Origin of the sequence: Microvirga arsenatis (genome assembly GCF_009910705.1) — a bacterium.
GTDB classification, from domain to species: Bacteria; Pseudomonadota; Alphaproteobacteria; order Rhizobiales; family Beijerinckiaceae; genus Microvirga; species Microvirga arsenatis.
Genome location: NZ_JAAAXJ010000006.1, coordinates 200,239 through 216,528 on the forward strand (window position 1 = coordinate 200,239; position 16,290 = coordinate 216,528).

Genomic DNA, 16,290 nt, shown 5'->3' on the forward strand with positions numbered 1-16,290 from the left:
GCTTCTCAATGTACAGGGGCGGGCTGTACGGAGCAGAAATGACGCAAGGCGTTCTGGGCTTGCTCGACCTCGTTTGCCAACTGCTCAACACGTTTGAGGCCATATTCGGCGAGCTCATCACTGGTTGTCCCGCGCCAATCCAGACAGAGCTGATAGACTGCCTTTGCTCCTATATTGGCTGCGGTGCTTTGGAGAGCATGAAGATCACTCCGGAATGCATACACATCCATTTCGGTAGCAGATTTGATCAGATCCATCAGGAGCGTCTCCGCGTCGCTGGTGAACTCATCGAGCAAAGTCGATATAAAAGCTTTGCCGCCGAGATTTTCCAAGCCTTGAAGAACCTTCCCATCAAGCACCTTCTCTGAGCCTGCCACGAGGAAGGGGGCCGAAACTCCAACGAAGGGTGCGCCGCTCAGCTCAAGCCTATCCGCTTCAGATGGCAGGGTGGATTGATCGCGAAGGAGGAGTTCCTCAATACGCTTGAGAAGTACTGCCGGATAGACCGGTTTGGTCAGGCATGCATCGATGCCGGCTTCGGCGACACGGGCGGCCATATCCGCGGTCGCGTCGGCTGTAAGGGCTATGATCGGCATGCGTGATCCGGACCCCTCGCCAAAACGGATCAGCTTGGCAGCTTCCAGCCCTGTCATCACCGGCATGTTGACATCCATGATGACGAGGTCAAAAGAGTCGCCATCAAGCGCGTCGATTGCCTCCTCTCCATTCGTCACAGCATGCACCACATGACCACCGCGCTCGAGGATCTTCGTGATGACGAGGCGGTTTGTGCGATTGTCATCAGCGAGAAGGATCTTGAGGCCCCTCAAGGAAGTGCTGGCGAGATCGTCCTCAGAAACTTCCTTACTCTTGGATTTCAGCAATCCGAGTTGCGCGGTTGCGACGAGGCACGCTGCCTCTGCCTCCTGCTGCGTGAAGTCAGAAGGAAGGGTGCTGACGAAGCTTCTCCGGGCCTGTAGAGGCGGGATCATCCGGCTCGTTGACGGATCGATCCAAATTGCTGCTACTCCTTCGCGAGTAAGGTCATTCTGCTCAAGGAGATCTGGTGGAACTGCCTCTGTCATGATGACAGTTACAATGCTGCCGGGGTGGGCGTCGACCCAATTCGCGATGCTATCGTAGGTGGGAAGCTTCACGATATTGCCGAATTTGACAAGACTGTCGGCCAGTCTCTCCGAAGCGCCGCTCTCACCGCACATCAGAACCGTGTGAGGAACATGAGCAATTCCAGAGTGGAGGGCTACCGGGTCCAGAACGTGCATCGGCAATGTGAACCAGAACGTGCTTCCCTGGCCGACTTGGCTGTCCACTCCGATCTTGCCGCCGAGATTTTCGACCAGCTGACGGCAGATCGTCAGGCCGAGACCCGTGCCCCCATACCTGTTGATGATCGTTTCGTCCGCTTGAGTGAAGCTTTCGAAAATATGGTCGATTGCAGAGGGAGATATGCCGATTCCGGTGTCGGAAACTTCGAAGCGCATGGCGGTTTCTGGAACCGTCGCGTCAATGGATGCTGTAAGCGTAACGGTACCATGGTCAGTGAATTTGATCGCGTTATCGAGGAGGTTGAGCAGAATCTCCTGGATGTGATGATGATGGCCGTTCAGTTCGAGAGGTGTCCAGGGTGGAACATGGAGGGCTATACGAAGGCCTTTTGCACGCGCTTGTGCCAAAACCATGGACCGAGTTGTCGACAAGAGCTCCATCAGATGGAAGTCAACCGTCGTCATTGGCATCTGACCCGCCTCAATCCGGGACAGGTCCAGAATGCTGTTGATCTGTCTCAGCAAAGAGCTTCCCGCAGCCTGGATCGTCTGAGCGATTCCTTGCTGTTCGCCATCGAGCCTGGTCATTCTCAACAACTCGGACATGCCGATGATGGCATTGAGGGGCGTTCGAAGTTCGTGACTGACGCTGGCTAGAAACCGGCTCTTCGCCTGGTTGGCCGCCTCAGCCTGAGCCTTGGCCTGTGAGAGGCTTCGGATCAATGTGCCCGTGTAGGTAGGCAGTACGATCAGGCTCAGAAGAAGACTGATCGAAAGATGAAGCTCATTGCGCCAGAACGGCGTTGTGATGATGACCGCAGTGAAGCAAGCTACAGAAATGAGGGTTGCTACCCGCAGATACCAGATGCCAAATCGAAACCCATTGCCAAAGGTGATCCAAAGATAGAGAGGAAAGAATACTGAAGATATCTCACCGCCAAAGTGGAGTTGGAGCGAAGTCGTGCTCAGATCGCTCGCCATTGCCACCAAACGGCGCACTTTGGTTCTCTGAGGGTGAACGATTATGTGGGCTGCAACCAATACAGACACCACACCGAACGCCGCCATGCTCGTCAGGGCTTGCGTCGCGTTTGGTGGAGCGGCCAAAAGAGTGTAGCTGCAGATCACCAGAAAGAAGGCAATCCGGTTGAAGCTCATCTCGTATTCGCGGTCGGGGCTCTTCTTCAACCGCTGCAAGAGGGTGCTCATATTGGTTGATGGCCTTCTTTGAACGATGCTGACTCAAATCGTTAGGATTCCGGGCGCTTTAAGGAGATCCTCGAAGTCCTTGGCAGGAACGGGGCGGCTGAACAGGTAGCCTTGTGCCTCATGGCAGCCTATGGCCTTGAGCCACTCCAGTTGCTGCGGTGTCTCCACACCCTCCGCGATCATCTTGACGCCCAAACTTCCTGCAAGGCCACTGATGGCCCTGACGATTGCATCGTCCCGACTGTTGGTTGTCAGGCTTGAAATGAATGACCGGTCGATCTTCAGCCTATCGACAGGAAAATTCTTGACATAGGTTAGCGAGGAATAGCCGATCCCGAAGTCGTCAACCGACACCTTGACGCCAAGCTTCTTGAGGCGGTTCAGGGTCTCTGTCGTTCGTCCTATATCGTCGAGGAGACTGCTCTCCGTCAGCTCAAGCTCGAGTTGGTCCGGCTCAAGACCGGTCTTTGCTAGTGTATCGGCGACTAACTGGACCAGATCCTGGCGCAGGAACTGAACCGGTGAGAGATTGACGGCGATGCGCATGGGGGGCAGACCGCGCTCACGCCAGACCATTGCCTGGGAGCAGGCTTCCCCTAGGACCCAAGCGCCGATCTCGACGATTAGGCCGCTTTCCTCTGCCAAGGGCAGGAAGACCGCAGGGGACACCAGCCCCACGCCCGGCTTGGACCAGCGCAACAGGGCTTCGGCGCCGACCATCTGGCCTGTCCGGAGGTCGATCTGCGGTTGATAGTGAAGTACGAGTTGCTCACGGCTCACTGCCTTGCGCAGATCCGTCTCGAGGATAAGATTGGGCTGCGCCGTAGCGTTCATCTCGGGGGAGTAGAATCTGAAAGTGTTGCGGCCGGCAGCCTTGGCGCGGTACATTGCCAAGTCGGCGAACTTGAGCAGCTTCTCGGCATCGGCGTCATCGTTGGGGCACAGTGCGATTCCGATCGTGCAGCCGATCACGATCTCATGCCCATCGATGATGAAGGGAGTAGACAGCCTGGCAATCACGTCCTGAGCGAAAGCTTCTGCAGAATGAGATCCGTCGATGCTGGACTGCAGGATGATGAACTCGTCGCCAGAGATGCGTGCAACCATGTTTTTCTCAGTTGCCGCTTCGATCAATCTGCTGGTTACCTGCAGCAGCAACCTGTCGCCACTCGAGTGACCGAAAGCGTCATTGACGGATTTGAACCGGTCAAGATCAACAAGGTGAAGAGCAAAGGGTTCTTTCCTGACAGTCAGTTCGAACTGCACACGCTCGTGGAGCATTCTTCGGTTAGGAAGATCCGTCAGAGGATCGTGATATGCGATATGCCGAAGGACAGCTTCAGCCTGCTTCCGCTCGGTGATATCGATTGAGGTCGTCAGGATGCTGGTGACACTGCCGCTTGTGTCCCGCATAGGTGTCTTTGTTGTCAGGAACATGCGACGGGTGCCGCTCTGATCGACGAGATCCTCCTCGAACGCAACCTGAGCTCTAGGCTTTTCAAAGAGAGCCTGATCAACCTTATCGGCGTAGTCTCGCTTGTTGCTTATGAGGACGTCGGCCAGTTTTTGCCCGAGCAGGCTCGTGGGGTCGGCATCGGCAAAACTGGCGTAGTGAGCGTTGACGAAGATTGCTCGCCCTTCACGATCAGTCGCGCTGACCATTGCAGGAATCGTATCGATCACCTGCGCGAGAGCCTCCTGACTGCTACGGATCAACTCCTCGTGGGAGCGCTCCTTGCGACGAAGCTCCTGTTCCAGCAGGATTGCCCTGTCCTTGATATAACGCTGGTGGCGGGAGAGCTTGAGCAGGTTTCTTGCTCGCGTCACGAACTCACAGTGATCGACGGGTGAACTGATGAAATCGGTAGCACCTGCCTCCAAGGCACGAAGACGGAAGGTTCTATCATCATAGGCAGTGATTACGATGATCGGAACATCGGTACCGTTGATGCTGTTGCGCACGTGCTGCGTAAAGGCCGCGCCGTCGAGCTCCGGCATTCGATAGTCGGTGACAATCAGATCGGGATCGTTGCTCTCAAGCCAGGTCAAAGCCTCGACCGGCCGGCTAAGAGCCTTCACGGTAATGCCTTCCTCGATCGACAAGGCCAAGCGGGAGAAGATGTTACGATTTGTACTCCGGTCATCAACGATCAGAACGAGTGCCATGCTCCCCCCCGGGCGTGGATACTCCTAGTCATATCAGAGATCGCGAGATTATCGCGGGCTGTTGATGAGACTTGCCGGAACTATACACCAGTGAATTATCCTGCTTATCGTGTTCGCCTCTATGGGTAAGATAATCGTTAATAAGGTAACGTTAGGTAATAAATACTGGCTGAAGTGACATATATATCCTTAACCAATCCTTGTATTTTGCTTTCAATCTCACCCGAGAGCCAGGATCGAGTTATTAAGTTGCAGCATCCTAAGATGGGTCGACACGGTTGCTGTCTCTCGCGAGGGCAACTCCTGTGCCAAATGTGTTAAGGCAGGCCGTACACGCTGAGGCAGGGGCAATTCCATAAAGCTTCACCCTCAGCTTGGCATAGCATAGCTTAAGGGCCGAGGCGCATAGCCAGCCGCAAAGAAGATATGAGGAAATGTAAAAGATTTAGAAGCGGGCGGTGAGCGCCCTGCAAGTGCCATGGCTGAGATTGAACAGCCGAGCAAGTTCAAGTCCCTGAATGTGCACCTATTGGAGTGCTATAACCAATCCAGCCGCGTTGAGATGGCATCGCACCTGTGATTGGCGGGCCTGACGGATGACGCCTCGCGAGTAGATAACCTGTACCTTCAATATAGCTGCAAGCCCGCCACCTCTTGTTCTGCTCGCCCGGCCAGTTTCCACGGCGTTCACTCCGATTGCGCCGTATGGAAGCGCCGCTGTCATGATGGAAGAGCGACAGACCTGAACGATGGGGCTCGAGAGCCTTCCCCGAGGGGTAAAAGGTTGAACCGTGCTCGCCGTCTCCGTACCAGATGCTTCAAAATGTGGGATCAACGTGGAGGGTAGACCCAATCTTGTAGAGTTTCCCTGCGTGGACGGTGAAAGGGAAGCCGGTCTTGAGATGCTGCCGATCATCCCAATTGTGCCTGCTCGCGGACTGCCCGGATAGCCCACAGGGTTACTTGCGGTCGAGGATGCTCTCCCAGGCGTTCCAAGGCTGCTGCTAGGGGGCTCGCGTGCTGCAGAGCCATTCAGGCCGTTAGCTCTGCTTTCATGGCTCGGACCACCCGCAGCGGAGCCTCCATTGCTCTTCTCACCGCTATTTCCGTGATTGCCTCGACCCCCATCTGCGGAACTGCGGCTGCCCGGGCTTCCGCCATCTCCGTTTCTGCCTCCTCTGCCTCCTCCTTCATCACTGCCGCGCTCACTTTGTCCAGGCTCTCCCTCCTTACCTTCTCCATTGCCGCGGCCACCCTTTTCCCCGCCTTTGTCATTCCCGCCGCTATTACCGTGCTCGCCACCCTTGCCATTGCCTTCTCCGCCTTTAGCAAAGCAGGGATTGATCGCAAGCAATGCTACCACAGCAATGGAGATGAATGATGTTGGGCGCATGATTTCTCCTAAAGCCATTTATGGATACAGAGATGTGCTTGCACTTATTGAGCCCCTTTTGTCAGAACTTGCCAGCCCGTGCGGCTTCCGGACTGCCTGTATGACCAAACGCACTGCCACCTTTGAATCCGAGCGCTCAATTCACCATAGGTCGGCATCAGGCAGCAGAGCTCGTGGCAAGTTGAGCGGACTGGGACTATCAATGATGAAGATGTCGTGGGTGATCACTCGCTGTCGCTGGCTAGGCCTAGAACCCACGTTGCCTGAAATTCGGGGTACCTGGCTTGACGCTTGTCGCTCTAGCTTTCCTTCTCTTGCAGGCGCAGAAGCAACACGCTGCTTCCTAACGGGAGACAGTGAACCTGTCGCACTAACCTCCGGCTTCGAACTCTGATCCGAGGCTCGAGGCGATGCTTTCTCAATTGGGACAGAGATCTTGATCCTACTCTTCTGCGGAGACACTCGAACTCCGTCACTGGTTCGACCTGACGGAAGTGCACGCCCTGGATCGGATAACGGGCGACCCAGGGAGCCAGTTGCTGTCGGGAGCTCGCGCCTTTCGAGTGCCGGCCGAGTTGAAGTCCGAGGCAGTGTTTGATCATCAGCATTGGAGTTCATCTTGATGGCGTCGGCCGGGGTGGCAAGTCGAGCATTGACTGCAGCTAGTCTCTCGAGGGCGGAAGCCACATTTCTCTTTTCCCGGTCCGCTGTTTCCTGAGCCTCCCTGAGGCTCGCTCTCAGGGTTTCGAGCTCCTGTTTTGCCTCAGCAATTGCCAGGCTAGCAGTTTCCACCTGCCGAGCCTCCTTAGCGGCTGCCCATTGCCGCTGAAAAATGATCCCATCGTTTGCTGCTCTCAGTTCCTCAAGGGCCGAGGACGCTTTTTCCTTTTCCCTCTCTGCAGTTCGCTGAGCCTTTTCGGCGCTCACCCTCAAGCTTGCGACTTCCTCCTCCAGGCGGGCAGCTTTGAAGCGCGCATTTTCAGCCTGCTCGGCTGCAAGGACCTGTCGTTCTCTCAAGCCTGTAAGCTGCTCTTGCAACTCCGAAATCTGACGCTGAGCCAGATCTGCTCGATCTCTTTCACGTTCCATGGCCGCTTCCAGCGCCGCGGCTTTCACCTCGCCCTCATGAAGGCCATCGGGGGAACTCTCCAGTGCAAGCAAAGGCAAGCTCTGCCATGCAGCCTGAAATGCGGGGTACAACAGGGATGAAGCTGCCTCAGACCGTCGAGGTTCCGTCGTTACCTGGAGTTCAACATCCCGCACCTGGCGCTCACCCTCCGTCATACGTTGCCCATCTGCCAAGCCAGGCAACATGATCACAGTCATGCCTGTAGCCAACAATGCACCAGCCGCACTCCAGCACCACCTACTCTTGAATGTGTGCTGAACAGACTCCCCGAAGCGGGACTTGAGGGGATTGTGGGTGGTTTGCCAAGTCATAAGAAAATCCTTGGTCTATGATTGTCGCAACGCTTGTCGGTTCCCGATTGACGAAATGCTCGTGGCGTTGATGACTTGGAAGGAATGCCTTCTACGGACAGCGACCTATCACTGATCCGTAATGTGGCTTCTTCATGCAGCATCGATGGAAAATAGGGAGGATGATCCTTTTGGCCCTTCAGCTCGCCTTTGAACACGCTTTGAGCGGCAAGTGATGCTTGGGTCAGGCGCAAGGACCAGAGTCCTAGGCGCAGCCTGCTAGCTGCGATCGAGAGCAGTCGAGCAATAGTAAAGCTTCAACGTCTCAAGTGAGCCCAGTTGCGACTGGCTTCTGGAGCGCCGGCGCGATCACCTCGTCCGGGGATGAGACGAAGGAAGATCCAGGCGTCCTTTGCCGCTGCGCTGGTGCGAGGGAGCGGCAGGAGTTCCCGCAGGATGGTTGGCTTCATCCTGCGTCGCCTTAGCCTGCACGCTTGCCCGATTCCCCAGGTTTCCGGAAGCGAGTTCAAGTGCGCACCACCTCGCAACCTGAGGCGCTGCAGTGCTGGTTCCGCCTATGGCCACAACAGATCCACTGCGCGTCCCTGCCGCGAGGATGCCGCGCCGCACGCGCGAGTCCTCGCTGACAGCCACTGCATCGGGGCTTCGCGGCGTGGAGCCCATCGATCCCGCTACTCCGGCGGCAGAATATTTCGCGGCGACCATCTCGTCCCTCAAGTAGCCTCCAATGACGATCGGATACTCGCCTGTCGCTATGCCATTGACGGTTCCTTCTCGCCGCACCACACAACCAGGGTCGTCCACCTCGTTATCACGTCCAGCATGATCATAACGCTCATAGCAGGGTTCATCGAAGTGTGACTGCCGACCTTTGGTGGGAAAGCCATAAAGTGAGTCATCCCTTTGGATCCAGGCCTGAGGAATGTCTTTGCGACTCAGCATCAAGTTCTTGATTTCCAGAGTCCAAGTTCCACAGGGCGCAAGTGGCTTGCTGGGGTCGAGGTGGAATGTCGGTGCCAACGCGATCATGAATATGCCGCGCTGGGAGGCTGGCGCTATCGAATATGACGCCTTTGCATAAACCCGATTTCCGGGCCCCCATCGCACGGCCCCAATCGTCTCGTCTATAGTGCGACTTTCGCCGGTCGGAGACGTGATCCTTATCTGTATGCGGCTGTCGACAGATCCGGCGTTGCGGGCTGGCATCCAGATCTCGATAAAGCTTGGCGTCTGGTCGTCTGGCAGGACTCGCCAACGGAGCGTCCTGGTTTGGCCTCTGCGCTGGAAGGAAAGCTGAGCATGACACCGCGACAGATAGCTGTTTCCTGCGGGAAGTGTCACTTGAAGCGAAACGCCCCGGGCAGCGCACTTTGCGACGATGTTGTCGATCGCGCGCTCCAAGTTCAGCGTTCCATCGTGAGGTCCTGCCAGCCGGCCGTAGCTCAGATTGATGACCACCGGCAGGTGCGGCAACCCACGTTCCTTTGAGATTGCTGCAGTGCAGGCCAGGATGTACGTGATTGCATCGAACACATAGGGGTAAAGCCCTGCGCCGGAGGTCGCCGCCGTTACTCGTGTCGGAAGCTGGACGCATATGATGATGTTTTCAGGTTGCGCTTGCCCCGGTTCGAACCCACAGGCCAAATCCATGACATGTGTCCCATGGGAGGCTCTCCAAGCGGCGGACTTATGGCCGTATTGTCGGAAGTCGATCAGTCCTGCCTTGCGATAGATGAGGTCTTCGTCGACAGCACCGGCCCGCGTGCACTCAACCAGGAGAAGATCGATCTCTGCCTTTCGAAGTTCACGGCCATAGGGTACTGGCGGCGGCGCTCCCTTGGGAGTGCCATCCTGGATCCAGCAATTCTCTACGCGGGTTTCGACTTGATGATTGACAACTTTCCTGAAGCGCTCATGAGCAAAGCATAGACCGTCATCGATCACTCCAACGACGACTGGTGTCGGTGCCGATGACGCATTCATGGCTGCCTCTCTCGCGAGGATGCGGACTGCGCATCAGGAGAGAAAGTCTCCTGATCCAAGGGGAGACCAAGGCTGATGTCGCTGATGAGACTGCGAAGCTTTGCATTCTTCTTAAGGATCGGGAAGAAGTCTTCCAGAATCATGGCGGTGCAATAGGGGGAAGCAAAATCTGCGGCAGGAGATTCGGTGTAAAGAGATGGCACGCGAACCAGATGCTGCCACCTTTTCCGATCTTCCTCGCTGTCGATGAACAGAATGCCAGACGCAAAGTCCCTCGCGTCGATCCCGTTCAGCATGATGAGGGCTGGGATCCAATCGGATGGCTGTTCAGGATTGAAGTAGTAGGATCGTCCTGGCCCAAACGCCCAGTCGATGTATGGATCGAGAACGTCGGGCTCCCGTTCGTCAGTAGGTTCATCAGCGGGCATCGAGAACTCTCGCGAACTTGATTGGATGCTTCAGTTCAGACCCATTCGCTCTTGGCTTTGCCCCAGAGCCAAACCAGGGAAGGACTGGGGGACTGTACCTGGGCGCCGACGCTGGCGATGTAGCCGGGCAGGGGCTGTTTGGGCCCGGGAACCGTCTCGTCAAACAATTCAGACCAGTAGAAATCTCCGTCATTGGGGGGAGCTCCTCCCGCAGTAGGGTCCGGAAACTGTGCGCTGTCGAACGTGAAGGCCTGGTAGGACCCCGTGTTGCGGCAGAGATTCAGAAAATACTGTCCAAGCGTCAGCCCGAGAAAGGCACCGGCCGCGCTATCGATGGGAAAATGCACACCGGCTATCGTTCTGTTGACGGCCACGCGGGCTGCCACCCGCATCAGCTGCGTGCCCCAACTCGTATGTCCATAGGGTGGGTTGGGCGATACCGGATTGGGGGGCAGGCTTCGAGACGCCCGCAGCAAGCCCCACAGGACCAAGGCTGCCATGAACGACTCCGTCGCATGTCCGCTTGGATAGCTGCCATGTGACGGCGTGAGAATCATCGGCTGCACCTGCGGTGAGAACTCGTTGGGGCGCCGACAGGCGAATGCATGCTTGAGGCGCATCTCTGCGAAATTTGCCAAACGGAGTGCCGCAGCCAGGAGTTCGAAGGTCCATGGCGTCCGAGATGGGTGCAGGAAGGCGATCGAGGACAGGAAGGTAAGAGCTCCTCCCGTCTGCGACAGGATTTCAGATGCGCGATCACCTCGGAGATCCGCATACCGATCCAAGAAGACGAGTTGCTTCTTGAACATGTTCTCGGTTGGGCGGGTGATCGTCACCAAAGGGCGGTAGGCGATCTGAGCTCCGGTGGTGTCGAGGTGGGATAGCGCCATGCTGCCGGCTGCGGGCTTGCTGAATCCCAGTTTCGAGAGGAGTTCGAAGTCGATGATGCTTGCTCGAACCCAAGGCTCCCAACGTTCCAGATTGGCGGGATGATCGGGATCGAGCGGGCGGGGCGTGGCGCCCGGAGGCGCCCAGCTTCCAACGATCCCGTCACGGGTGCGGATCAGTGCTTCGGCTGAAGCGGGCGAGTTCATGCCTGCAAGACCGCCGAGACCACCCAAGCCTCCAAGTCCTCCAAGTCCTCCAAGTCCTCCCAGGCCGCCCAGCCCGCCCAGACCTCCGAGGCCTCCAAGACCTCCTAAACCGCCGAGCCCCCCGAGGCCGCCTGTATATGACTCGAATGCCATAAGACCCTCACCGCTGCAGTAAACTCATCGAATCGGCACCCCAGCCTGCCGCAAGGCCTCTGCGCTCTCGTGTCCGATCGGATAGGGGGCGGCGGGTGAACGCGAGAGCCAGCCGTTGACCGTCAAGCCCGGTTCGAGCTTGAGCAGTTCCTTGGCTGTCTGGCGTGCCTCGTCGTGTAGGCCCAACTGCCACTGAGCGATTGTCAGGACACGCAAGGTCGAAGTGTGCTTCCGATTGGCCCGTAGAGAACGGTGGGCCAGCTCTACGGCGCGTTCATACTGACGTGCCGCAACGCAAGCGGTTGCAGCGAGGGAGTCGTAGAAGTAGCGGTGGGGGTCTAAGGGGGAAAGTCGCAGTGCCCGCTCCGTATGCTCAACCGCCTGCTGGCCCTCGCTCATGAAGGCGTGCATCGTGCCTTTCAGAAGCCAGGCCAAGGAATTGCTCGGATTTGAGGCAAGCGCGCTCTCGTAGGATTGCTGCGCGATATCGAGCCGTTTGAGCAGGTTTGTGTGAACGAACCCATTGATGGCCAGTGCGAGAGAGCACTCAGGATCAGCGTCGAGGGCGCGCTTCGTGCATTCCAAGGCGAGAGAGGCATCCTTCTGAGGGTCTGCCGACCAGCCCTGCTGCACTCGCAAGACGTGCCAGTTCGCCAGCCAGGCCCATGGAATGGGTTGGCGTGACCTGCGCTCGACCAACGCTTCCAGAAGCTTGCGTGCTTCCTCGAAATCCGGCTGTGACAGATGATGGATCAGGGCGATGGCACTGATGAGGAGGGTATATGCCTTGAGGGTCGGCAAGGGCTGAGACCGTGCCGTCTGCAGTTCCCGCGTCAGGACGGCCGAGCAGATGCCGGAAGCCAGATGGCCAATCAGTTCCTGATCCTCGGCCAGGAGAGTGCGCAGGTCAGCCTTCAAGTATTCGGACCAGAGGATCCGCCCCGACTTGGTTTCGGCCAACTCGACATCTAGCCTGATCTGTGGATCGTCGCTGCGGTACACTCCCGACAGGACGTAATCCGCATTCAGATGGGTCCCAATCTGCTGAAGAGTGAAATCTCGTCCGCGCACGGCGGATGTCGAGAGCCGAGAGATGAGGTTTATATCCGATGAATGGGACAGCGTCCTGATGACCTCTTCGGCGAGCACTTCCCCAATGGTGCCGCCGGGATCAGTGCCTCCGATGGGCACGAAGGGCACCACAGCGATGGACGGAGCCAAGTCCTCCAGAGACGAGACAGGAGCATACCCCTGGCGATAACCGGGAAGAGCAATGCGATAAGCTCTCACCGGGTGAGGCAGGTGACGGAGAAAGCAGTCGCCCATATCCTCGATGTCGGCGTCAAGATCGGGCGTCAGGCGATCACGCACCCTCTGAGAGACCACGATCTCCCCCGGGCCGGCCAAGGCCATGAGCCGCGCTGCAAGATTGACGCCGCGCCCGAGAACGTCGTCGGGCGCGATGATGACATCGCTCAGCTCCATGCCCATGCGCAGAAGTATGCGTTGCTCCTGCGGAAGCTCGACATTCCTGGAGGTGCTCGCCTGTTGTATCTCGAGGGCCGCTGCAACGGCAGATCGAACGTCATCGAAGTCGAGGAGCATGCCGTCGCCGAGACTCTTCACTAGGCGCCCGCCGTGGTGCGGGAGGATCTGTGCTCTCACCAGCTCTATGAAGTCCAGCCAGCGGGAGATGACGCCGCTCTCATCGTGCTCGATGAGACGGACGGACTCGACGACATCGATCAGCAATACGGCGCGGTTGGCCCACGCCATAGCATGGCTTGAATAAACCTCTGCCCCAAAATGTCCGGTCACTGCCAAGGGCCTCCGGAGCAATAAGAAAGAAGTGCAGAATTAACCTATACTATACCGATATATTCCCTAGCGGAAGATCAAGCTCTAAAGTGCCTGTCGCAAATCTGAATGCCGAATCTCTAGGATTATGATCTTTCGGGTACGGGGCATCTGCAGTTCGTCTGCAACATCATTTACTCGCCGGAGGCTCTCCTAAGACATGGACTGGCATAGGCAGTTCGTCATTGACGCCTCGGAGGCGGCCGCTGGTCGCTCAGCCGTGGATGCATGTGTTCAACGGACCCCCGCCGTTTTGCTTCACTGTTCTCATGATACGAGCCATTCAAGATCGCTGGTGGCAAGCCTGTAACTCATGAAATTGTTGAGCAAAGGAGACACCCTGTTCCCGTCGATCTGATCAGCGCCTGTAACAGTGTTGTCCCATCTGCAATCAACAGAATATCGACGCAGCTTAACGAAATAACCATAAATTAACGCGAAGGCTGGTCGGGGTCACTGCTCAAGAACCGGATCGAGATCCGTTGTGCCAGCCTATTTGATCATTGTTATTGGGATCCTTACTGCAGCTGCGGCTATGATCGGCGCGGCATTTCTCTTTCTGGGCGGTCACAACGACGATCTGGCCAAGGCCGAGGGTGACTTGGTGAGCCTCGCGCTTGCCGTGCAGCAGCAAGTGAGCCGAGTCTTCCAGTCGATCGAGAACGTTCTATGTGACGTCATAGGCAGGATACCGCAGGCTTGCCTCACCGCGAGTGAGTTCGACGGATTCGCCGGGTCTCAGGCCACCAAGGCCGTTCTCATAGGAGCAGCCCATTCTCTGCCTTCGCTCGTCCGCATCGATCTGGTCAATGCCCGCGGCCGGATCATCGGCACATCGAGCCCGCGTCCCATTCATGACCCGATCTACCTGACAGGGACCTCCTACTACCGGGCCCTGTCAACCGATGAATCGCTGATACTCTTCCTTGGCGAGCCCATGCGGGTCAGAACAACCGGCAAATGGGTTCTCTGCCTTGCCAGAAAGATCAAGGACGCCGATGGTGGCTTCCTCGGCATGATTGTGTCTACGATCGATCTCAGCCATATGCAAAAGATCGTCGCCGAGCATCTTAAGACGCGGACGCTCGCAATCACGATATACCGGCGCGACGGGATGATCCTGGCTCATGGTCCGGCTCCAGAGAGAGCTCTTGGACGCAGGCTCTGGAATCCCGATACCCCGCTGCAACGGATGATTGCAAAAGGCAGCTCTACTCTCATCCGTGACGTCAGCCGACTCGATAAGCAGGAAAGATTGATCGCTCTTGATCCTCTCGCCAACTATCCTGCGGGCGTCGCTGTCAGCCGGCCCGTTTCGGACATCATGGCTGGGAAACGCCTTGAGGCTCGCCTGATCAGGTTCATTGCCTATCTGATGGATCTTGCAATCGATACCGCCAGCCTGCTGGGGCTGAGGCATGTCAAGACCGGAATATTGAGAGCTGCCAGTGAGAGCTACCTATCGCGCCATGATATTTTGACCAAGCTTCCCAATAGGCTTCTCTTTGTCGAGGAACTGAAGCGGACATTTGCCGTCTGCCAGCGATCAAGCACAAGCTTTGCGTTGCATATTCTCGATGTCGCAAAGTTCAAGGACATCAACGACAATTACGGACATGCAGCGGGCGACGAGATCATTCAGATTGTGGCTCGACGCCTGCGCGAGCGTTTGAGAAAGAGCGACTTCATCGCTCGGATCGGAGGGGACGAGTTCGCCATCATCCAGAGACCTGTAAGGGGCCGCCAGCAGATCACGGATCTCGCGAAGAATATTCAGGATGCAATGAAGGTCCCGTGTACAGCCGCCAACGCCGACGTTGAGGTCGCACTTGCCATCGGTGCTGCGATGGCACCCGCTGACGGCAAGACGCCTACCGAACTCATGAAGGCTGCCGACGTCGCTCTTCATGCCGTCAAGTCGGATGCTAGCGGCAGCTATCAGCTCTATGATGCCGATATAAAAGACACACGGGCAGAAAGACGCGCACTCGACGATGCGCTGAAGAATGCCCTTGAGAGCAGGGAATTCGAATTATTTTATCAGCCGATCCTTGATCTGACCACGAACCAAATGTGGGGCTGCGAGGCCTTGATTCGGTGGAGGCACCCGGCGAAGGGCATGATCCCACCGCTCCAGTTCATTCCGGCAGCGGAAGAGTCCGGCCTCATTGGGCCGATCGGTGACTGGATTCTTGAGGAGGCTTGCTCGACGGCCATGACCTGGGGTCTTCCGCTGCAGGTATCGGTCAATCTTTCACCCGTTCAGTTCAAGAGGCGGGATGTTCTTGCCAGCGTCAAGAAGGCCCTGAGCCTGTCCGGCCTTCCGGCTCATCGCCTAGTGTTGGAAATCACAGAGTCCGTCAAGCTTACCGAGGAGGCTGTTGCAACGCTCAAACGGCTCAAGGACTTGGGAGTATCGATCTCGCTCGACGATTTCGGAACCGGCTATGCGTCGATGAGCTATCTCAGAAGCTTTCCGTTCGACAAGATCAAGATCGACCAGTCGTTCGTCCGCGGCATCATGGATTCACCGGACAGTCGGGCAATCATCAAGGCAACAATCGGTCTTGCGAAGGACCTGAAGATGAGCACGACTGCCGAGGGCGTCGAGACGAGCGAGCAACTCAATGCGCTGCGCATCGCCGGAGCGTCACAGGCTCAAGGCTACCTGATCGCCAAGCCAATGCCTCGCGAGGAAGTCGCAGCCTTCATCATGGATGCTCGGAAGACTCAGCTATCCAGGCGTGATGAAAAGCACTCGTTGCACGCCATCGCTTAGACAGGGCTGGCTACCTTTTACGACGTCGGCCGAATTCCGTCAGTCTGGCTGATCAGGCCAAACAGCTAAAACCATCGGGTGAGTTGCTAGAGATGGCGGAGGAGATGATGAGGATGCAGTTTCTGCTTTATTCTTCGTCTCCTGAGGCTTCCCATGCCCTTGCTTCCTCCGTTGTAGCCTTGCGCCTGCTAAGAAGTTCGGCAAGGAGGCGGGCGGGAAACTGAGCGGTCCTGTGAACCTCACGAATGAAGCCGTCCTCATCCATATCCATGAGACCAATCGAAATCTTGTCAGGCTCTTCTTGGTCGACCTCGATCTCGAACGAGAGGGTAGGGTGACCGCTGCCATGGGATCCTTCGGCTGGGATATTGAGCCACGTCAGGCGATTTCCTGCGCCGGAAAATCCCAGCTTCATCCCATGAGGAGGTACTTGGGGCCTCTGCTGGCAGTCTTCGCTGTTCAGTGGAATGCTCAGGAAGGCCACTTGGTTTGTTGAATCAGT

At 57.0% G+C, this 16,290-nt stretch carries 11 protein-coding genes; 1 reads left to right on the forward strand and 10 read right to left on the reverse strand.

The window, feature by feature from the left end; genetic code table 11:
* Positions 1 to 5: 5 nt before the first annotated feature.
* The 9 genes from GR303_RS13665 to GR303_RS13705 form a co-directional block, all read right to left on the reverse strand.
* Complete coding sequence (locus GR303_RS13665) at positions 6 to 2,495, reverse strand: ATP-binding protein (RefSeq protein WP_161722800.1); 2,490 nt, start codon at positions 2,493 to 2,495, stop codon at positions 6 to 8.
* A gap of 33 nt (positions 2,496 to 2,528) precedes the next feature.
* Entirely contained in the window at positions 2,529 to 4,661 is a 2,133-nt protein-coding gene (locus tag GR303_RS13670; RefSeq protein WP_161722801.1) for a GGDEF/EAL domain-containing response regulator, read from the reverse strand.
* Positions 4,662 to 5,693: 1,032 nt separating this feature from the next.
* Positions 5,694 to 5,972: a hypothetical protein gene (locus GR303_RS13675; RefSeq protein WP_161722802.1), complete on the reverse strand. Its 279-nt coding sequence runs from the start codon at positions 5,970 to 5,972 to the stop codon at positions 5,694 to 5,696.
* Between the two features lie 223 nt (positions 5,973 to 6,195).
* The gene (locus GR303_RS13680; RefSeq protein ID WP_161722803.1) at positions 6,196 to 7,380 is read right to left on the reverse strand and encodes a hypothetical protein; all 1,185 of its coding nucleotides are present in this window, start codon (positions 7,378 to 7,380) and stop codon (positions 6,196 to 6,198) included.
* Positions 7,381 to 7,490: 110 nt separating this feature from the next.
* Complete coding sequence (locus tag GR303_RS13685; protein WP_161722804.1) at positions 7,491 to 7,727, reverse strand: hypothetical protein; 237 nt, start codon at positions 7,725 to 7,727, stop codon at positions 7,491 to 7,493.
* A 115-nt stretch (positions 7,728 to 7,842) separates the two neighbouring features.
* Positions 7,843 to 9,477 (reverse strand): S8/S53 family peptidase, encoded by a 1,635-nt coding sequence (locus tag GR303_RS13690; protein WP_161722805.1) that lies wholly within the window; start codon positions 9,475 to 9,477, stop codon positions 7,843 to 7,845.
* On the reverse strand, positions 9,474 to 9,905 hold the full coding sequence (locus tag GR303_RS13695) for a hypothetical protein (protein WP_161722806.1): 432 nt from the start codon (positions 9,903 to 9,905) through the stop codon (positions 9,474 to 9,476). The genes GR303_RS13690 and GR303_RS13695 overlap by 4 nt, the downstream gene beginning before the upstream one ends.
* A gap of 35 nt (positions 9,906 to 9,940) precedes the next feature.
* On the reverse strand, positions 9,941 to 11,026 hold the full coding sequence (locus GR303_RS13700) for a phosphatase PAP2 family protein (RefSeq protein ID WP_161722807.1): 1,086 nt from the start codon (positions 11,024 to 11,026) through the stop codon (positions 9,941 to 9,943).
* A 150-nt stretch (positions 11,027 to 11,176) separates the two neighbouring features.
* Positions 11,177 to 12,970, reverse strand: coding sequence for an adenylate/guanylate cyclase domain-containing protein (locus tag GR303_RS13705; RefSeq protein WP_343038434.1), 1,794 nt, complete (start codon positions 12,968 to 12,970; stop codon positions 11,177 to 11,179).
* Between the two features lie 523 nt (positions 12,971 to 13,493).
* Here GR303_RS13705 and GR303_RS13710 point away from each other — a divergent pair.
* Complete coding sequence (locus GR303_RS13710; protein WP_161722808.1) at positions 13,494 to 15,788, forward strand: putative bifunctional diguanylate cyclase/phosphodiesterase; 2,295 nt, start codon at positions 13,494 to 13,496, stop codon at positions 15,786 to 15,788.
* A gap of 127 nt (positions 15,789 to 15,915) precedes the next feature.
* On the opposite strand, the gene GR303_RS13715 is transcribed toward GR303_RS13710, so the two are convergent.
* Entirely contained in the window at positions 15,916 to 16,203 is a 288-nt protein-coding gene (locus GR303_RS13715) for a hypothetical protein (RefSeq protein WP_161722809.1), read from the reverse strand.
* Positions 16,204 to 16,290 lie beyond the last annotated feature (87 nt).

What these genes read in the sequence shown, in the direction of transcription:
- GR303_RS13665 (WP_161722800.1), bottom strand. Translation starts at nt 2,495, where the DNA reads ATGAGCACCCTCTTGCAGCGGTTGAAGAAGAGCCCCGACCGCGAATAC.
- GR303_RS13670 (WP_161722801.1), bottom strand. Translation starts at nt 4,661, where the DNA reads ATGGCACTCGTTCTGATCGTTGATGACCGGAGTACAAATCGTAACATC.
- GR303_RS13675 (WP_161722802.1), bottom strand. Translation starts at nt 5,972, where the DNA reads ATGGCAAGGGTGGCGAGCACGGTAATAGCGGCGGGAATGACAAAGGCG.
- GR303_RS13680 (WP_161722803.1), bottom strand. Translation starts at nt 7,380, where the DNA reads ATGACTGTGATCATGTTGCCTGGCTTGGCAGATGGGCAACGTATGACG.
- GR303_RS13690 (WP_161722805.1), bottom strand. Translation starts at nt 9,477, where the DNA reads ATGAATGCGTCATCGGCACCGACACCAGTCGTCGTTGGAGTGATCGAT.
- GR303_RS13695 (WP_161722806.1), bottom strand. Translation starts at nt 9,905, where the DNA reads ATGCCCGCTGATGAACCTACTGACGAACGGGAGCCCGACGTTCTCGAT.
- GR303_RS13715 (WP_161722809.1), bottom strand. Translation starts at nt 16,203, where the DNA reads ATGAAGCTGGGATTTTCCGGCGCAGGAAATCGCCTGACGTGGCTCAAT.